Source organism: Actinomycetota bacterium (genome assembly GCA_019347575.1).
In the GTDB taxonomy this organism is placed as follows: Bacteria; Actinomycetota; Nitriliruptoria; order Nitriliruptorales; family Nitriliruptoraceae; genus JAHWKY01.
On record JAHWKY010000001.1, the window covers coordinates 151,748 to 170,768 of the forward strand.

Consider the following 19,021-nt stretch of genomic DNA (forward strand, 5'->3'; position numbering starts at 1 on the left):
GTCAGGAGCCTCTCACGTCCGATGCCTCCGCGGCAACCGCTACGAGAGAGCCCACGTCGTCGGGATAGGGGTCGAGTTCCTCGAACCGTGCCAGCTCGCCATCGGTGATCGCCTCCGCGCCGCCCTCCAGTCGATCGCACAGCGCGTGGAACCGTGCCGCGTGACCGCGCACACGGTCGCGCGCGTAGTCCGGTGACTTGCCGCGTGTGATCATGAATGGCCAGTCGCTGCAGCGGAGTAGCTCGAGCTCGCGGGCGGCCTGTGCGGCCACCCGTGCTTCCCCCCCCGGTCCCGACACCTTCCAGCGTGCGTCGGCACGGGCGATCTCGTCCCAGATCCACCGGGTCTCGGGCGTCACCCAGCTCGCGTGGCCCTTGGCGTAGCCCCAGGAGGACTCGGGGAGGTCGAGCCGGCGCGTCGGCGGGCGACGCTCCAGACGCCTCGCCAGCGTCGTGGTCGTCACCGCCGGGTCATCGGCGACGCGCTCCAGGAGCAGCTGCAGCCACAGCGGGCCCTCGAACCACCAGTGACCGAACAGCTCGGTGTCGTAGGCGGCGACGACCAGGCCGCCGGGACGCGGGTCGAGCACCTCGCGCAGGACCCCGTGGAGGTGGTCGGCATCGCGCGCAGCCCGCGCGACGGCACGCTCCGGCAGGTACACCGCCTTGGCGTCCGGTGGCAGCCGCTTGTCGGTCACCCGCCAGGACGGGTGCACGCCGAAGCTGCCGTGCGCGTGGAAGTCGCGGTACCACTCGTCGCCGGGGTATCCGGCCGTCGGCGACCACACGTGGTAGGCGACGGACAGATCGCGCGCGAACACCGCGACGTCGCTGTCGCCCACCAGCACCCCATCGTGGACCACCTCGTAGGGATCTCCGGCCGCCGGATCGGGGACGGCGGGGCGCGAGGTCCAGTCGCGGTCGGGGCCGCTGGCGGCCCGCACGAGGGTCGGGGCGTCGACGAGGAAATGGTCGATGCCGTGGCGCGCGTAGTGCTCCTCGAGTCCAGCCCGCTCCGGCCCGGTCCTGGGTAGCTCCGGCGTGCCGTGCTCGTCCACCTCGGTGGGGACGGCGGTCGCGTCCGCGACGGCGCCCCGCGGCCGGTAGGCGCACTCGGGCGCCCAGATCCCGCGGGGTCGCCGCCCCGTCCAGGCCTCGTGGGCGTCCAGGCCGCAGGCGAGCTGGCGGTCGATGATGCCGGAATCGCGCACCAGCGGCAGGTAGGGGTGGGTCGCGGGCCCTCCTAGCAGTTCGATGACGCCGCGTGAGTCGAGGTCGGCCCACACCGCGAGCAGCCCACCGGCCGCTTCGACCTCCTCGTGGGTGCGCAGCAGGTCGGCGTAGTGGCGCCAGTAGTAGCTGCCGAGCTCGCGGACGTGCCGGTCCGGCACGATCGGCAGGCTCCGCTGCTCCTCAGCGCGCCACATCTGGATCGTCAGCCAGGTGCCGAGGTCGTTACGCAGTCGCTGGTCGGCCAGCTGCCACGCGGTCAGCGGCGAGACGCCCAGCGTCAGGACATCCCGGTGCCCGCGCTCGGCGAGCCGCAGCAGGACCTGCGTGACCCGCAGCCACGCCCCGCCCCACGCCTGGAACAACCACTCCTCGCCGACGGGCCAGACCCCGTGGCCACGCAGGTGGGGTAGGTGGGTGTGCAGGACGAACGCGACCTCGCCTCTCATGGCGCCGGCCGGGCCACGGCGATGAGGTCGAGGCTCGTCTCGGGGTCGTCGCGGCGCACCTCGAACCAGGTGTGGCGCACGCGGTGCACGGCCGCGCGGATCCACCGAGGCCAGCTCGGCGGCTCGCCGGCAGTGAGGACGTCCGTGAGCGGACGGCGCGCCAGCCGCTCGAGCGCACGCAGCCGGCGCCCGTGGTGGACCCCGAGGACCGCATCCACCTCCAACCCGGCGCTGCGCAGCTCGTCCGCCAGCTCGTCGGCGGTGAACTCGCGCACGTGGAAGGGGTTGACCGGCGTGTCCGACCCCGGCGTGAAGGTCAGCCGGTTCGGGGTCGCGATGTGCACTTGGCCCCCCGGGGAGGTCACGCGGCGCAGCTCGGCGAGGTAGGCGGGGACGTCGTGGACGTGCTCGATGACCTGGAACGACACCACCCGGTCGACACTGCCGTCCTCGAGCGGCAGCGCTCCGAGGTCGGCCTGCAGCACCTCGATCCGGGGATCCGCCGCGTAGGTGGCCTCGATGTGATCGATCACTGCAGGCTCGAGATCCACGCCGATGACGGCGGCGGCGCCGGCCTCGACCAGGTGGGCCAGGCCGTAGCCCTCGCCACAGCCCGCATCGAGCACACGCTCGCCGGCGACGTCGCGTCCGGCGAGGTTGTACGCGACGAGGTGACGCTCGAACCAGTAGCGCTCGTCGGGGATGCCCGGGAGCGTGCGCTCGCCGGTGAGCGCGAGTGGGGGGCGGGGCGGTGACGTCACGGCCGCGAAGCGTAGGGGCGAGGGGGCCCCGTGGCCCGGTTGACGTTGGTGTCAACTTGACTCGGCGTCGGACCGCCCGGTACCAAGCCCTCCCGGACCGGCCATCCGGCCGGGGCTAGGCGCCTGCAGCGCACGGTTACGCTCGCCAGACCTGCCGGGGCGCGGTCGCCGGCCAGGCGACACGACGTCACCGCGGCACCGTCCCTGTCGCCGATGCCCGGCGCGGCGTCGCACCCAGGAAGGGAAACGTCCCGATGAAGATCGTGGTCCCCGTCAAGCGCGTCCCGGACACCGCTGGAGAGAAGAAGCTCAGCGACGACATGACCAGCGACCGCGAGTCGGTCGAGGCGGTCCTGAACCCGCTCGACGAGTGGTCGATCGAGACCGCGCTGCAGCTGAAGGAAGCCGGCAAGGCCGACGAGATCGTCGCCCTCTGCATCGGACCCGAAGCGGCGCAGGCGACGGTCCGCAAGGCGCTCAGCTACGGGCTCGATGCGGCCGTGCAGGTCACCGACGAGGGCGTCCACGGTTCCGACGCGCTGGGCATCGCCCGCATCCTCGCCAAGGCGCTCGAGGACCTGGACGCCGACCTCGTGATCTTCGGTAGCCAGTCCACGGATGCTCGCACCTGCATCGTCCCTGCCGCGGTGGCGGAGTTGCTCAACCGCCAGGCGCTGACCTTCGCGCGGCACATCGAGATCGACGGCGAGACGGTGACGGTCCACCGTGAGCACGAGGAGGGCTGGGACGTCGTCGAGAGCTCGCTGCCAGCCATCGTCTCGGTCGTGGAAGCCATCAACGAGCCCCGGTACCCGTCGTTCAAGGGGATCATGGCGGCCAAGTCCAAGCCTCTGGACACCAAGTCGCTCGCCGACATCGGCGTCGATCCCTCCGAGGTCGGTCTCGCCAACGCCGCCGCACAGATCCAGGACGCGCAGCCGCGGCCTCCGAAGGAGGCGGGGACCATCGTCGAGGACGACGGCAGCGGCAGCGTCGGAGCCAGTGCGCTCGCCGACTGGCTCCAGGAGAAGAAGTTCATCTGATCCGCGGCCACATCCCGACCGGAACGACAGACGAGGAAGACGGATGAGCGAACTGCTGGTCCTCATCGACCACGGCGCCGGCAAGCCTCGCAAGGTGTCGCTGCAGCTACTGACCGCGGCCCGCAGGCTCGCGGCCGAGACCGGGGACACGATCGCCGCGGTGTGGCTCGGACCCGGTGCCGGCGATCACGCCGAGACCCTGGGCCGCTTCGGCGCCCAGAAGCTGTACCACTGGGATTCCGAGGATGCCCACGGCTACGTCACCCTGCCCCAGGTCGAGGCGCTGCAGAAGATCGTCGAGGACGGCGACGTCGCCGGGATCCTGTTCGCGTCGACCAACCACACCAAGGACGTGGCGTCGCGCCTCGCCATCCGCTGCGACGGCGGGATCATCACCGACTGCTCCGACGTCGAGGTCGAAGGCGGCCGGATCCTCGGCACGAAGGAGGTCTTCGGCGGCGACATGATCAGCAAGGCCAAGGTCGCCGAGGGCAAGCTGCAGCTGTTCGGCCTGAACACGAACGCCGTCGCCGCCGAGGAGGGCGATGGGGGCGCGCCCGAGGTCGTCAGCCTCGATGTGTCGCTGTCCGAGGACGCGACCAAGACCAAGGTGGTCTCGGTCGAGAAGCAGGTCTCGGGGGAGCGCCCCGACATCGCCGAAGCCGCCACCGTCGTCGCGGGTGGCCGCGGCCTGGGCGAGGAGGAGGGCTTCAGGTTGATGGAGGAGCTCGCCGACACGATCGGTGCCGGGGTCGGTGCGTCCCGCGCCGCCACCGACGCCGGTTGGTACCCGCACCGCTTCCAGATCGGTCAGACGGGGCGCACCATCTCGCCGTCCCTGTACATCGGCTGTGGTATCTCCGGCGCGATCCAGCACCGGGCCGGGATGCAGACGGCGCAGAACATCGTCCCCATCAACAAGGACCCTGACGCCCCGATCTTCTCCATCGCGGACTTCGGCGTCGTCGGTGACCTGTACAAGGTCGTCCCCGCCTTGATCGAGGAGATCAAGAAGCGCAAGGGCGACTGACGATGGTGGCGCCGTGGGATCGCAGGACGTCGGGCGACCGCGCGCGCATCGCCGGAGAGAAGCTGCGGACCTGGCTACCCGAGGTCGCCGCGGCCAGTCGCTTCTGGGCCGAGTGGTTCCGGGTCCACGACGTGGACGTGGCGAGCATCGAGGAGGTCGAGGACCTCACGCGTCTGCCGACGGCACGCGAGGCGGAGGTCGTGCACGCGGGCGGTCCCGGAGGACCTGACCTGGTCCTGCGACCGAGCGAGGACCAGGTCAAGGCACGCGCCTCGGGCGACGTCCTGCGCTCGATCGCGGAGCGCATCCGGTCCGCCGGCGCCGAGGGCAAACGCCGCGCGCTGCTCGAGGAGTACAAGCCCATCCACCTCCAGCGGACGGGCCGGGACGGCTTGCTCACCCTCGCCTACAGCCGCTCCGACCTCGATCGGTTGCACCTCGCCGGGGCACGGGCCGCCGCCGTGCTCGGCCTGAGCGAGGACGACTACGTGGTCTCTGCGGTCCCGGCTAGCCCCACCTTGGCGTTCTGGGGCACCTACCACCTCGCGCTGGGTGCGTCGCTGCTCGCTCTGCATCCCCGCGGGAGCGGCGAGCCTGCCGACACCGTGAGCGAGAGCTTCGGCCAGGTTCCGGCGACCGCGGTGGCGGTGCCTGTCGCGGAGGCGATCTCGCTCGCCGCCGCGATGATCGAACACGGGGTCGACCTCAGCACCGTCCGCACACTCCTGCTGCTCGGGCCGCCACCGCAGGCGGACCAGCGCGCCAGGATCGAGGAGGCCTGGCTCGCTGCCGGCACCGCTCGCGGCCTGCGCGTCCTCGCGCTGTGGGGTCCATCCGGCGCACGCGCTCTGTGGGCCGAGTGCTCCGCGGACAACGGCCTGCACACCTACCCTGATCTGGAGTTCGTCGAGGTCATCGATCCCTCCTCCGGCCGTCCCGCGCGCGAGGACGGCGACCTGACGCTCACCAACGTCGGCTGGCACGGCACCGTCCTCGTCCGGTACCAGACCGGCGCGTACGTGTCGGGCGTGACGGACGCCGCCTGCCCTGGCTGCGGACGGACCGTCCCCCGGGTCAGCGGCGAGGTCATCGAAGGCGCGTGGGAACCGGCGATCACCACGGAGGATGGTGTCTTCCGAGCGGATCTGCGTGGCGCTGCGGTCGTGCTCGGTGTCGAGCCCGGCATCACGGCGTGGCGGACCGAGGTGCGTCCACCGAAGGGTCGCCGGAAGACCGATCAGGTCCTCGTCGAGGCCGCACCCCCCCTCGACGAGACCGTCTCCGCGGCGCTCGAGGAGCGGCTCGAAGCCGCCGTCGGCGTGCCCGTGACCCTGGCTGGGGCGGACGCCGCAGCGGTGCAGCGCAACGCTCAGACGGCGGGGAGCGTGTTCGCCGATCTGCGCTGATCGGCGTCCCGGCCGACACGAGCCGTGCGCTGCGGTGGCGCGAGCTTCCAGGTAGCGTCGTGCCTCGCGGACGGACGCGCAGGAGGTGGTGGTGCAGGCGGGGCGTACGGGTGTGTGCGTCGTCACCTACGGGTCGGCGCGCGTGCTGCCCAAGCTGCTGCGCGGGCTCGCCGAGCACGAGCCCGATGCTCCGGTCGTCATCGTCGACGACGCCAGCCCCGATGGTCCCCCCGACGGGCGCGACCACGAGGTGGTGGCGCTCGCCGCCAACAAGGGGTTCTCTACAGCTGCCAACGTCGGGGCACGGCACCTGTTCGACCGCGACTGCGAGTACGTGGCCTTCCTCCACCCCGACGTCCGCATCTCCGGTCCCTCGCTCACCGAGCTGACGCGCGAGCTCGACGACCGCCCCGCAGTGGGTATCGCGACCGGTCCCGTGGTCGGGACCGATGGGACCCGGATCCCCTCGGCCTGGGGACCCACCTCGATCCGGCGGGCCTTGACCTTCGCGGCGGGACTCGACGCGGCCCGCCTCCGCGCCGCGGCTGGCGGGATGCTGCGTCCTCGCGTCTCGACCTCGGACGCGTCCACCGTCGTGGACGACATGCGCGTCGAGGGCCACGTCATGAGCGGGACGATGCTCGTGCGGCGTGAGTGCTTCGAGCAGCTCGACGGCTTCGATGAGTCCTTCTTCCTGTACTGGGAGGACGCGGACCTGTGCTACCGCGCCCGCGAAGCGCGATGGGAGGTGCGTCTGCTGCCGTGCACCCCGTTCGTGGACGCCGGAGCCAAGACCGCCGACACCCTCGACGACCACCGGTGGGCGTGGTTCGAGGAGGGCGCGTTGAGGTTCGGTAGCAAGCACCTGGTCCCCGGCCAAGCGCGGCAGCTGGAGGCGGCCCTGAGCCTGGGACGCCGCGTGGGACGGCTGAGGATGCGCGGATGACGAGGCGGACCTTCGCCATCCTGACGGTCCTCGCGGTGGGACTCCTACCGCTGCTGGCGACGCCGACATCCGCGGCTGTGGAGGTCGAGCGGGTCGCCGGCGAGGACCGGATCGAGACGGCGGTCGAGCTGTCACGCACGAGCTTCGACGTCGCCAGCGTGGCCGTCGTCGCCGACGCCTGGACCTTCGCCGACGCACTGGCTGCGGCGCCCCTCGCCGCTGCCGCCCGAGGCCCGGTCCTGCTCAACGAACGCGATCGGCTCGACGGCCGGGTCGAGCGGGAGCTCGACCGCCTCGGGGTGGACACCGTCTACCTCATGGGCGGCGACGCCGCGCAGGGCCCTGACGTGCAGGCTGCGCTCGAACGGGACCACGACGTGGTGCGCTTGGGCGGTGACGATCGCTTCGCGACCGCAGCGCTGGCTGCGGACGAGGCAGCGAGGCGGTGGCGCGCCGCAGGTGACGCAGATGCCGGTGACCACGTCCTCGTCGCGCTCGGGCGCCACCCGGAGTCGGAGTCACGAGCCTGGCCCGACGCGCTCGTGGCTGGCGTGCTCGCGGGGTACGGCCACCGACCTGTGCTGCTCACCGAGCGCGACCGGGTGCCTGAGGCGACCAACCAGGCCATCGAGGATCTCGGAGCGTCCCGGGTGACGGTCGTGGGCGGCCCTGCGGCGATCCCGTCCAGCACACAGGATCAGCTCGGTTCCGGCGTCTCGCGCGACCGCATCGGAGGTGCGGACCGTTACGACACCGCGCGGCTCCTCGCACAGCAGGCAGCGAACCTGGGCGCTGATCTCGACGTCGCGCTGCTGTCGACCGGCCTCGACTTCCCCGACAGCCTCGGGGCCGCGCCCGCCGCCGTCGCCCGCGGTGGTGTGCTGCTGCTCGTGCACCCCGACGATCTCGATCGCGCGCGAGCCACCGCCGAGGTGCTCTGGACCCGTCGTGACAGCATCACGCAGCTGACCCTGACCGGGGGCACTCGGGCCATCCCGAGGGCGACCGCCGACCAGGTCACCGCGCGTGTTAACGGCCTCGATGGACTGACGCTGCGTGCGGCCGTGTGGGCCACTGCCGGCGTGTTCTCCGACCCACTCGGGCTGCTCGTCGCCGACGAGCACACGTTCGTGTTCGAGCGCGGCCGTTCCGTCGACGGCGAGCAGACCATGGGTCGCATCTGGCTGGCCGACGGCGGCACGAAGGCCGCCGTGCCGTTCCTCGAGGTCCCCACCCGCACCGACGGTGAGCGCGGTCTGCTGGGGGTCGCGTTCCACCCCGACTACCCCTCCGACCCGCGCGTCTTCGTCCACCACAGCCACTCTGGCGACGGCGACACGATCCTCGCCGAGTACCGCGCCTCGAGCGACGGCACCCGTGCCGATCCCGGCTCCCGCCGTGAGCTGCTCCGGGTCGACCAGCGGGCGCCCAACCACAACGGAGGCACCCTGACGTTCGGTCCTGACCGCATGCTGTACCTGTTCCTCGGCGACGAGGGCGGAAGCAACGACACGTTCGACAACGGCCAGGACATCACGACGCTGCCCGGATCGGTGCTGCGGCTCGACGTCGCCACGCCGGGTGTCGCAGCCGCCCCGTCCGACAACCCCTTCGTCGGACGCAACGGCGACGACCGCATCTGGGCGCTGGGCCTGCGCAACCCCTTCCGGGCCGGTTCCGATCCCGTCACGGGCGAGACGTTCATCGCCGATGTCGGTCAGGGAGGCTGGGAGGAGGTCGACCTGCTGCCTCCCGGCATCGGCGGCATCAACTACGGCTGGCCCTGCCGTGAGGGCGAGCACGCGGGACCCGGGTCGACGAAGTGCCCCGGCGAGGAGGCGCTGACGGGCCCGATCCACGAGTACGCACGCAGCGGTGGACAGTGCGCCATCATCGGCGGGGAGGTCTACCGCGGCAGCGCCATCGGGGAGCTGCGTGGCCACTTCCTGTTCGGCGATCTGTGCAGCGGGATGATCGGCAGCCTGCGGTCGCAGTCCGGCAGCGCGGCCCAGGTCACCGACTGGACCGCGGACCTCGCCGCCGTCGGCTCGCCCCGCTCGTTCGGCATCGGTGCGGACGGCGAGCTCTACGTCATGAACGTCAGCACCATCTTCCGGATCGAGCGTGGCTGACCGTGGCTGACATCGTTCGTAACCCTCCGGACCGCGGGGCCAGGATCGACGGCGCGGATGCGCCGTCGCCGAAGGTGGAGGTGTACCTGGATCACGCGGCGAGCACGCCGCTGCGCCCCGAGGCGCGGGCGGCGTTGCGGTCGTGGCTCGGCGAGGACGGTGCGGTCGTCGGCAACGCCTCGTCGTCGCACGCCGCGGGACGGCGTGCCCGCGTCGCCGTCGAAGAGGCACGCGAGCGGGTCGCCACTGCGCTTGGCGCGCACCCCCACGACATCGTGTTCACCTCGGGCGGCACCGAGGCGGACAACCTCGCCGTGAAGGGTCTCGCGTGGGCCGGTGCCGAGTCCGGGCGGCGCCACCTGGTCGTGTCCGCCGTCGAGCACCCTGCGGTCCGTGACGCGGCGTCGTGGCTGGCCGACGCGCAGGCGTTCACCGTGACCTGGGTCGCCCCTGACGCCGACGGCACCGTGCCCGTCGACGCGATCCTCGACGCCGTCCGCGACGACACCGCCGTGGTCTCGGTGATGACCGCCAACAACGAGCTCGGCGCGGTGAACGACGTCGCGACGCTCGCTGACGCGCTCGCCGATCACCCGGCTGCGCTCCACACCGATGCCGTGCAGGCGTTCGCGACGCTACCGGTGGACCTCGGTCACCTCCGCGTCGACGCGCTGGCGCTGTCGGCGCACAAGTTCGGCGGCCCGCAGGGGGTCGGCGTCGCCTACCTGCGACGCGGTGTGCCGATCGTCCCGATCGCGCACGGCGGGGGTCAGGACCGGGGCGTGCGTTCCGGGACGTTCGCGGCCGCGCTCGATGCCGCCTGTGCCGCCGCGGTTGAAGCGGCGACGTTGGACCGCGCGGAGCTGGCGTCGCGGCTGCCGGGGTGGACCGATCGGCTGTCCGCCGTGTTGACGACGCTCCACGGGGTGCGCCGGAACGGTCCCGCCGACCCGGCCCGCCGTCTGGCATCGCACCTGCACCTGTCCATCGACGGTGTGGAGGGCGAAGCCCTCACGTTCGCGCTCGACCAGGCGGGTGTGCGGGCATCGGGCGGGGCGGCGTGCTCGTCGGGTTCGGCGCGGGCCAGCCACGTGCTGGAGGCCGCCGGGGTCGACGGCGATGCGGCACTGCGGCTGTCGCTGGGATGGACCACGACCGATGAGGAGGTCGAGCGCGCCACGGCGCTGGTGCCCGAGATCATCGCGAAGCTCCGTGCCGGCGAGGCGGTGACCTGATGGCCCGCGTGCTCGTCGCCATGAGCGGAGGGGTCGACTCGTCGCTCGCGGCTGCGCTCCTCGTCGACGAGGGTCACGACGTCACCGGCGTGCACCTCAAGCTCGCCGACGTCGACCTCGCCGAGCAGGTTCCCGGACAGGGCTGCTGCACCCTCGATGACGCCCAGGACGCCCGTCGCGTGGCGCAGGTCCTCGGCGTCGACTTCTACGTCTGGGACCTGTCCGACGTGTTCCGGCGTGAGGTGCAAGCCCCCTTCGCCACCGAGTACGCGGCGGGGCGCACTCCCAACCCCTGCATCACCTGCAACGACCGCGTGAAGTACGCCGCGCTGCTCGAGCGGGCCCGCACCCTCGGCTTCGACGTGCTCGCGACCGGCCACCACGTGGCCCTGACCGAGAACCGGGGACGCGTGTCGCTCCGGCGCCCCACGGATCGCCGCAAGGACCAGACCTACGTGCTGTACCGCGCATCCCAGGAGCAGCTGCGCCACAGCCGGTTCCCCGTCGGGGCGTACACGAAGGTCGAGGTGCGGTCCATGGCGCGGGAGCGCGGGCTGCGGACGGCGACCAAGCCGGAGTCCTACGACGTCTGCTTCATCCCCGCGGGCGACACCGCCGGCTACCTCGAGGGCCGTGTCTCCGACGCCCCAGGCGACATCGTCGACCTCGACGGTCGCGTGCTGGGCCAGCACCGAGGCGTCTGGCGCTACACGATCGGCCAGCGCCGCGGCCTCGGCCTCGGTGATCACGAGCGACGCTTCGTCGTCGACCTCGACGCCCGGCAGCGACGGGTGGTGGTCGGGGCGCGCGAAGCACTCGCGTGCCACTGGCTCGAACTCGACGACCTCCACTGGATCTCCGGCGCCCCGCCCACGGACGGCACGGGCGGTCTGACGGTCCAGATCCGCGCCCACGGCAGGCCGGTCCCGGCCTGTCTTGACGGCCACCGCGTCGAGGTCGATGAGCCGCTGTACGGCGTGGCGATCGGACAGGCCGCCGTCCTCTACCACGGCGACGAGTGCCTCGGCGGGGGTGTCATCGGCACCGCGGACCGCGCGCCGCAGCTCCCCGTCGCCTGACGCGCACTTCCTCGGAACCTGGATACCTGGGTGCACCCTGGTGCCCCCGGCCGTTCAAGTTCGGTCAGGGGGCGTCGTTACGATCGGGGCCTCTCGACCGGAGGTCGTCTCGTTGTCCGACGTCCCGAGTTCGCTCGCGGAGGCGCGCGTGCGGCACGACGAGCTGGCCAGGGAGCTGCGGGACGCCAACTACCGCTACTACGTGCTCTCCGACCCGGCGATGCCGGACGCCGAGTACGACGAGCGGTTGCGTGAGCTGCAGGCCATCGAGGACGCCTACCCCGAGCTGGTCACGCCCGACTCGCCGTCGCAGCTCGTGGGTGCGCCCCGCGACACCGCGTTCCCGCCCTACACCCACCTCGAGCCGATGCTGTCGCTCGACAACGCGTTCAGCCGCGAGGAGCTCGATGCCTGGGCGGAACGGATCAGCCGCGGCCTCGACGGGAAGATGCCGCGGCTGCTGTGCGAGCTGAAGATCGACGGCGTCGCCATCTCGATGACCTACCGGCGGGGGGTCCTGGCGGTCGCAGCGACGCGGGGGAACGGGGTCGTCGGCGAGGAGGTCACGCCCCAGGTCATGACGATCGGCAACGTCCCGTACCGGCTCGACACCGACGCCCCGCCCGAGGTGATCGAGGTGCGGGGCGAGGTCTACTACCCGCTGGACGACTTCGAACGACTCAACGAGGAGCGCATCGAGCGCGGCGAGGCTGCGTTCATGAACCCCCGCAACGCCGCGTCCGGGGCGCTGCGACAGAAGGACCCGCAGGTGACCCGGCGGCGTCCCCTGGCGGTGTGGTGCCACGGCCTGGGGGCGCTGGAGGGGACGGGCTTCGCGACCCAGTCCGAGGCGTTCGCCTGGATGCGGTCCGTGGGACTTCCCACGCCCCAGCAGACCAAGCTCGCTGACGACGTCGACGATGTCTGGGGCTACATCACGCACTGGACCGAACACCGCCACGACCCGGGCTACGAGATCGATGGCGTCGTCATCAAGGTCGACGATCTCGAGCAACGGGCGAGGCTGGGAACCACGGCCCGCGCCCCACGCTGGGCGCTCGCCTACAAGATGGCGCCGATCGAGAAGGAGACGCGCCTGCAGGCGATCGAGGTGAACGTCGGACGGACGGGCAAGGTGACGCCCTACGCCGTCCTCGAACCCGTCGTCGTCAGCGGAGTGACCGTCACCTACGCGACCTTGCACAACGAGACCCAGGTCCACGCCAAGGACGTGCGCGTCGGCGACACCGTGATGGTCCGCCGCGCTGGTGACGTGATCCCCGAGGTCGTCGGCCCGGTCGCTTCCAAGCGCCACGCCGGAGCCGAGCCGTGGCACATGCCCGCCGAGTGCCCGTTCTGCGGCAGCACGCTGGTCCGACCCGAGGGCGAGGCTCACCACTTCTGCGAGAACGTCGACTGCCCCAACCGGCTGTTCGAATCGCTCACCCACCTCGCCGGCCGCGGGGCGCTGGACATCGAGGGGCTGGGTGAGAAGACCGTCAAGCTGCTGCTCGACGAGGGCCTCGTTGCCGACCTCGCGGACGTGTTCCGACTCGCCGAGCACCGCGAGGACCTGCTCGCGTTGGAGGGCTGGGGGGAGAGGTCGGTCGACAACCTCCTGACCTCGATCGAGGAGGCGAAGGGGCGTCCGCTCGACCGGCTGCTGGTCGCGCTGAACATCCGTCACGTCGGACCGACCGTGGCCAAGCTCCTGGCTCGGCACTTCGGCTCGCTCGACGCCATCGTGACGGCCAGCGAGGACGAGCTCGCCGCGGTCGATGGCATCGGCCCGACCATCGCCGAGGCCATCGCGAACTACGTCGCCACCGATCGCAACCGCCAGCTGCTCGCCGACCTCGAGCAGCTCGGCGTGAACACCCGGGCCGAGCGGGTCGAGACGAACGACGCACTGGCGGGCATGACGCTCGTCGTGACCGGGACGCTCGAGGGCTACTCCCGTGACGAGGCAAAGGCCGCGCTCGAGGCACGGGGAGCGAAGGTCACCGGCAGCGTCTCGAGCAGGACCACCGCGGTCATCGTGGGCGAGAACGCCGGCTCGAAGCTGGACAAGGCGCGCGACCTCGGCGTGCCGGTCCTCGACGAGCCCCAGCTCGTCAGGCTCCTGGAGACGGGTGAACTGCCGTGAGCCGGTTCGATCCGGCAACCTACCCGGGGCGTCGCCCCGACGGACCCGTGCTCGTCTACCAGGGCCATGAGTGGCCCGTGCGCGTCGACGGCCACACCTCACGCCCAGTCAGCGCCCCGGACGCGGCACAGGGGGCGGAGGTCCTCGCCACCGACGACGTGCGCTGGATCGTCGCCTACGGCGCCAACGCCAGTCCCGACCGGCTCGTCGACAAGGTGCTCGACCTGCGGGGCGCGCTGCTGCTGCCGGCCCGGCTGTACCAGTGGCGCCTCGTGTGGGAGGCCCGTCGCTCGACGAGTACGGGCGCCGTTCCCCTGACGCTGGCGAGTTCACCCGGCAGCGTGCTCGACGCCTGGGTCCTGGGTGTGCACCCCGCGGACGTGCCGACCGTCGATCGCAGCGAGGGCCGGGGCGGCAACTACGACATCGGCCGGGTGGGCCACGTTGCGCTGGCCGGACGGTTCCTGCTGCCCGAGGCGCTCGCGTACGGACCCACGGACCTCACCCGGGTGCTGCTCGACGAGGCCGACGAGGAGTTGACCTGGCCCCCACTCACGCAGGCCGACGCGGTCGCGCGGCTCGATACCGGGGCGCCGGTCCGTCACGGGGTGCCCCTCGCCGGAGCAGTCCGGTCCGTCTGGCCGCCGACACCGCTGGACGACCTCGACCTGTTCGTCTACGGAACCCTCAAGCCGCGCATGAGCCGGTGGGACAGCATCCGCGACCTCGTGGACGTCCTCGGGGAGGCCTCGACGCCGGGGTGGCTCCGCGCCACGTTCTACGGCTGGCCGGCAGCCCGGTTCGAGGCGGGACGCAGCGAGGAACACGTCCACGGCTACGTCCTGCGGCCGCGCGACGCGGCGTCGGCCCACGAGCTGTACCGTCGGGTCGACGAGATCGAGGACGAACCCGATCTGTTCCGCCGGGTCTCGGTCCGGGTCACGCGCGAGGACGGCGCGACCGGCTGGGCGGCCGCCTACTCGTGGGCGGCCGACGAGATCGCGCCGGGCACGGTCGTCGCCGACGGGCGCTGGAAGGGGACGTGACCGAGGTGGCAGCGCGACCGCAGCGACCCGGCCGCGTGCGCCTGCTCACGCGAGGCTTGCTCCGGCGCTGTCCGAACTGCGGCAGCGGGGACGTGTTCACGGGCTTCTTCGCCATGCGCGAGCGCTGCCCGCACTGCGGGCACCGCTACGACCGCGAGGAGGGCTACTGGCTCGGGGCGATGGCGATCAACATCGCGGTCACCGAGGCGCTGTTCGGAGCGTTCTTCGTCCTCGGGATGGTCCTCACCTGGCCGGACGTACCGTGGACCGGCCTCCTGATCGGCGGCTTGCTCCTGAACGCCACCTTCCCGGTCGTCTTCTACCCCGTCTCCAAGACGCTCTGGGTGGGCTTGGACCTCGCCTTCCACCCTCCTGAGCCGCCCGAGGAGGCGGAGGCGATCACCGCCCGGGAGCGGCCCCCGGGTATCTGAGCGCGGGACCGCCGTTCACGCATCGTCTCGGCCGCCCCGTACGACGGGCCCCGGTCGCCGGTCCTCGGCCAGACTCCTCCCGTCCTCCGACCGGGAGACCCGCCAGCGGACGCCCCGACGCTGCGTCATCGTGGAGCCAGCGTCGAGGCCGTCCGTGCCCCGCGCAGGAGGAACGACGTGAGCGAGTTGAGCGAGATCGTGCGCGAGCTCGGCGAGATCGACACGCGGCTCGAGGACCTCGGCTCCGACGATCGCGAGGAAGCGGCGATGTTGCGCGACCGGCGCCACGAGCTGCGTGCCCGCGCGGCGGAGTTGCGCCAGGAGATCGAGCCGGCCGATCAGCAGATGGAGGACGGCCGCCTCGTCGCGCAGACCATCCCTCCGCGCTGACGGGACGCAGCGCGGAAACGGGCCCGGCTCCTCCACGGGGTCGGGCCCCTCGCTCGCCCGCTCATCCTCTGGTCGCGTCGTGACGGTCAGGCGACCGCTCGAGCCTCACCCCCCACGCCGGCAACGCCGGCCCCTCCCCCCTCAAGGGGGGAGGCATGACCCCGCTCGAGCCTCACCCCCCCAAGGCCGGCAACGCCGGCCCCTCCCCCCTCAAGGGGGGAGGCATGACCCCGATCGAGCCTCACCCCCCACGCCGGCAACGCCGGCCCCTCCCCCCTCAAGGGGGGAGGCATGACACTCCCGGCGCACTAACCTCCGCGGCCCACCCCCGCCCGGAGGAACCGTGTCGCTGTCCGCGGACGAGGTCCGTCACGTCGCGATGCTCGCGCGTCTGGCGCTCGTCGACGACGAGATCGACCGCCTCGCCCCTGAGCTGTCGGCGATCCTGCAGTACGCCGAGCAGGTCGGCGAGGTCGCGGCCGGGGACGTGCCACCGACCGTGCACGCCTACCCCCTGCGTGACGTGGAACGCAACGACGACCCGGTCCCGTCACTGGACCGCACAGCGGTTCTCGCTCCGGCCCCCGAGGTCGAGGAGGACCGGTTCGCGGTGCCGCGGATCGTCGCGGAGGAGGCTTAGTGAGCCTCGTCACGCGATCCGCGACGGACCTGGCCGCGCTCATCGCCGCCGGCGAGGTGTCAGCCGTCGAGGTCGTCGAGGCCCACCTCGACCGCATCGCGCGGATCGATGGGGACCCGAGCGCCGCGACCGAGGACGACGTCCACGCGTTCCTGCACGTCACCGCAGAACCTGCCATCGAGGAGGCCCGCGACGTCGACCGCAGACAGGCGGCCGGGGAGGAGCTGCTCCCCTTCGCGGGCGTGCCGCTGGCGGTCAAGGACGTCATGGTCACCCGGGGCATCCCGACGACCTGTGGCTCACGCATCCTCGAGGGCTGGATCCCGCCCTACGACGCGACGGTCGTGGAGCGGGCCCGCGCCGCCGGGCTGATCCCGCTCGGCAAGACCAACATGGACGAGTTCGCCATGGGCTCGTCCGGCGAGAACTCCGCGTACGGCCCGACCCGCAACCCCTGGGATCTCACGCGGGTGCCGGGCGGGTCGTCCTCCGGATCGGTGGCGTCGGTCGCCGCCATGATGGCGCCGCTGGCACTGGGGACGGACACCGGCGGCTCGATCCGCCAGCCCGCGGCGCTGACGGGGCTCGTCGGCGTGAAGCCGACCTACGGGCAGGTGTCCCGCTACGGGCTGATCGCCTTCGCCTCCAGCCTCGACCAGGCCGGGCCGATCGCGCGGAGCGTCGAGGACGCGGCGCGACTGCATCTCGCGGTCGGCGGGCACGACCCCCGCGACTCCACGTCCATCCCCGAGCCCGTCCCCGATCTGCTGGGAGGTCTGCGTGACGGAGTGGACGGCCTCCGCATCGGCGTGGTGACGGAACTCCAGGGCGAGGGCTATGAGCCAGGCGTGGAGCAGCGGTTTTCCGAGGCGCTCGGACGCTTCGAGCGACTGGGTGCGGAGCTGGTCGAGGTGTCCCTCCCGCACGCCCCCTACGGGCTGCCCGCGTACTACCTCATCGCCCCGTCGGAGGCATCCTCCAACCTGGCCCGCTACGACGGCGTCCGGTACGGGCTGCGGGTCGATGCTGCCACCACAGAGGAGATGAACGCCGCGACCCGCGCAGCGGGGTTCGGGGCGGAGGTCAAGCGTCGCATCATGATCGGGACCTACGCGCTCTCGGCGGGCTACTACGACGCCTACTACCTGCAGGCCTCGAAGGTACGCACGCTGATCGGACGGGACTTCGCCACCGCGTTCGAGCAGGCGGACGTACTGGTGTCACCGACCTCGCCGAGCGCCGCGTTCGAGCTCGGGGCGAAGACGCAGGACCCGCTGGCCATGTACCTCAACGACGTCGCGACGGTGTCGGCGAACCTCGCCGGTGTCCCCGGCATGTCGGTCCCCGCCGGCCTCGACGACGCTGGTCTGCCGGTGGGCTTGCAGATCATGGCGCCGCTGCTCGGCGAGGCCGTGATGTACCGCGTCGCGTGGGCGTTCGAGCAGGACCTGGGCTTCGACCCCACGCCCCGCGGGGACCGTGCGGTCGAGGAGGTGGTCGCGTGAAGGCCTGTTCTTCTACCCCCCAGGCCGGCAACGCCGGCCCCTCCCCCCGAAGGGGGGAGGCATGACTCCGATCGTCCCCGAGGGCTGGGAGCTCGTCGTCGGCCTCGAGGTGCACGTCGAGGTCACGACGACGCGCACCAAGATGTTCTGCGGCTGCAGCACCGACTTCCGTGCCGAGCCCAACACCAACGTCTGCCCCGTGTGCACCGGTCAGCCCGGCAGCCTGCCGGTCGTGAACGGGGCGGCGATCGAGGCGGCGCGCCGTCTCGGTCTCGCGCTGAACTGCACGATCATCGACTCGTGCCGCTTCCACCGCAAGAACTACTTCTACCCCGACATGCCGAAGAACTACCAGATCAGCCAGTACGACATCCCGCTGTGCAGCGACGGCTCCCTCGACCTCGAGGTGGACGGCCAACCGCGACACGTCCGCATCGAGCGCCTGCACATGGAGGAGGACACGGGCAAGTCACTGCACGTCGGCGTGACCGGCCGCATCCACGGTGCCGACCGTTCCCTGATCGACTACAACCGCGCCGGCATCCCGCTGCTCGAGATCGTCTCCCGTCCCGACATCCACGATCCCGAGACGGCGCAGGCGTACCTGCGCGAGCTCCAGGGCATCGTGCGGGCGCTCGGCGTCTCCGACGGCCGCCTCGAGGAAGGATCGATGCGGTGCGACGCCAACGTGTCGGTCAACCGTGTCGGCGAGGGACTCGGCACCCGCGCCGAGATCAAGAACCTCAACTCGGTCCGCTCCCTCGGTCGCGCCATCACGTTCGAGGCGCAACGCCAGGTCGAGCTGCTCGAGGACGGCGGCACGGTCGTGCAGGAGACCCGTCACTGGGACGAGGGGCGGGGCGTCACCGAGACGCTGCGCCGCAAGGAGACCGTGACCGACTACCGCTACTTCCCCGACCCCGACCTGATCGAGATCACGACCTCGCCCGACCACGTCGAGGAACTGCGCGGGTCCCTGCCCGAGCTCCCAGCCCTCGCACGCGCGCGGCTGGTCGATGACGGCGTGCCCGCCCCGCAGGCCGCCACCATCGTCGGAACCGACCTGTTGCCCTGGTACGACGATGCGGTCGCGGCCGGTGCCCCGCCCGCGACGACCGCGAACTGGCTCGCGGGGGAGGTGACGGCCAACCTCAACGCCCGCGACGTCGAGCCCGCGACGTCGGGGCTGTCCGGCGCCCACGTCGCCGAGCTGGTCGCGCTGATCGAGGACGGCACGCTGTCCAACAAGCTCGCCAAGCAGGTCCTCGAGGGCGTCTTCGACGCACGGGGGGACAAGAGCCCCAAGGTGGTCGCGGCGGAACAGGGGCTCGAGCAGGTCTCCGACGAGGGCGAGCTGCAGGCCATCGTCGACCAGGCCATCGCCGACAACCCCGACGCGGTCGCGTCGATCCGGGAGGGCAACGACAAGGCCATCGGGGCGATCGTCGGAGCGGTCATGAAGGCCACCCGCGGACAGGCCGACCCGCGTCTGACGAACGAGCTGATCCGCCGCACGCTCGCGGACCCCGCGACCGGCTGAACGGCCACAGCCG

At 71.9% G+C, this 19,021-nt stretch carries 16 protein-coding genes; 14 read left to right on the top strand and 2 right to left on the bottom strand.

Annotated features, from left to right (window positions below; all coding sequences use genetic code 11):
* Position 1 precedes the first annotated feature (1 nt).
* Both KY469_00650 and KY469_00655 read right to left on the bottom strand, forming a co-directional pair.
* Positions 2 to 1,678, bottom strand: a complete 1,677-nt coding sequence (locus KY469_00650) for a DUF1957 domain-containing protein (GenBank protein ID MBW3661580.1) — start codon at positions 1,676 to 1,678, stop codon at positions 2 to 4.
* Complete coding sequence (locus KY469_00655) at positions 1,675 to 2,439, bottom strand: class I SAM-dependent methyltransferase (GenBank protein MBW3661581.1); 765 nt, start codon at positions 2,437 to 2,439, stop codon at positions 1,675 to 1,677. Before KY469_00655 ends, KY469_00650 begins: the two co-directional genes overlap by 4 nt.
* Before the next feature lie 254 nt (positions 2,440 to 2,693).
* On the opposite strand from KY469_00655, the gene KY469_00660 reads away from it, so the two are divergent.
* The 14 genes from KY469_00660 to gatB all read left to right on the top strand — a co-directional run bounded on the left by KY469_00660 (position 2,694) and on the right by gatB (position 19,008).
* On the top strand, positions 2,694 to 3,482 hold the full coding sequence (locus tag KY469_00660) for an electron transfer flavoprotein subunit beta/FixA family protein (protein MBW3661582.1): 789 nt from the start codon (positions 2,694 to 2,696) through the stop codon (positions 3,480 to 3,482).
* A gap of 43 nt (positions 3,483 to 3,525) precedes the next feature.
* On the top strand, positions 3,526 to 4,512 hold the full coding sequence (locus KY469_00665) for an electron transfer flavoprotein subunit alpha/FixB family protein (GenBank protein MBW3661583.1): 987 nt from the start codon (positions 3,526 to 3,528) through the stop codon (positions 4,510 to 4,512).
* A gap of 2 nt (positions 4,513 to 4,514) precedes the next feature.
* A complete protein-coding gene (locus KY469_00670) occupies positions 4,515 to 5,918 on the top strand; it encodes a hypothetical protein (protein MBW3661584.1) in 1,404 nt (467 codons plus the stop codon).
* Positions 5,919 to 6,009: 91 nt separating this feature from the next.
* Positions 6,010 to 6,864, top strand: coding sequence for a glycosyltransferase (locus KY469_00675; protein MBW3661585.1), 855 nt, complete (start codon positions 6,010 to 6,012; stop codon positions 6,862 to 6,864).
* Positions 6,861 to 8,996, top strand: a complete 2,136-nt coding sequence (locus KY469_00680; protein ID MBW3661586.1) for a cell wall-binding repeat-containing protein — start codon at positions 6,861 to 6,863, stop codon at positions 8,994 to 8,996. Before KY469_00675 ends, KY469_00680 begins: the two co-directional genes overlap by 4 nt.
* Positions 8,997 to 9,040: 44 nt before the next feature.
* On the top strand, positions 9,041 to 10,231 hold the full coding sequence (locus tag KY469_00685) for a cysteine desulfurase (GenBank protein MBW3661587.1): 1,191 nt from the start codon (positions 9,041 to 9,043) through the stop codon (positions 10,229 to 10,231).
* Positions 10,231 to 11,310, top strand: coding sequence for a tRNA 2-thiouridine(34) synthase MnmA (gene mnmA, locus KY469_00690; GenBank protein ID MBW3661588.1), 1,080 nt, complete (start codon positions 10,231 to 10,233; stop codon positions 11,308 to 11,310). The genes KY469_00685 and mnmA overlap by 1 nt, the downstream gene beginning before the upstream one ends.
* Before the next feature lie 148 nt (positions 11,311 to 11,458).
* Entirely contained in the window at positions 11,459 to 13,456 is a 1,998-nt protein-coding gene (gene ligA / locus KY469_00695) for an NAD-dependent DNA ligase LigA (protein ID MBW3661589.1), read from the top strand.
* The gene (locus tag KY469_00700) at positions 13,453 to 14,502 is read left to right on the top strand and encodes a gamma-glutamylcyclotransferase (protein ID MBW3661590.1); all 1,050 of its coding nucleotides are present in this window, start codon (positions 13,453 to 13,455) and stop codon (positions 14,500 to 14,502) included. Before ligA ends, KY469_00700 begins: the two co-directional genes overlap by 4 nt.
* Positions 14,499 to 14,933 (top strand): DUF983 domain-containing protein, encoded by a 435-nt coding sequence (locus KY469_00705; GenBank protein ID MBW3661591.1) that lies wholly within the window; start codon positions 14,499 to 14,501, stop codon positions 14,931 to 14,933. Before KY469_00700 ends, KY469_00705 begins: the two co-directional genes overlap by 4 nt.
* 177 nt (positions 14,934 to 15,110) lie before the next feature.
* Positions 15,111 to 15,323: a hypothetical protein gene (locus KY469_00710; GenBank protein ID MBW3661592.1), complete on the top strand. Its 213-nt coding sequence runs from the start codon at positions 15,111 to 15,113 to the stop codon at positions 15,321 to 15,323.
* 343 nt (positions 15,324 to 15,666) lie between these two features.
* Positions 15,667 to 15,963: an Asp-tRNA(Asn)/Glu-tRNA(Gln) amidotransferase subunit GatC gene (gene gatC / locus KY469_00715; GenBank protein ID MBW3661593.1), complete on the top strand. Its 297-nt coding sequence runs from the start codon at positions 15,667 to 15,669 to the stop codon at positions 15,961 to 15,963.
* Positions 15,963 to 17,468, top strand: coding sequence for an Asp-tRNA(Asn)/Glu-tRNA(Gln) amidotransferase subunit GatA (gatA, locus tag KY469_00720; protein MBW3661594.1), 1,506 nt, complete (start codon positions 15,963 to 15,965; stop codon positions 17,466 to 17,468). The genes gatC and gatA overlap by 1 nt, the downstream gene beginning before the upstream one ends.
* 61 nt (positions 17,469 to 17,529) lie before the next feature.
* Complete coding sequence (gene gatB, locus KY469_00725) at positions 17,530 to 19,008, top strand: Asp-tRNA(Asn)/Glu-tRNA(Gln) amidotransferase subunit GatB (protein ID MBW3661595.1); 1,479 nt, start codon at positions 17,530 to 17,532, stop codon at positions 19,006 to 19,008.
* The last annotated feature ends 13 nt before the right edge of the window (positions 19,009 to 19,021 follow it).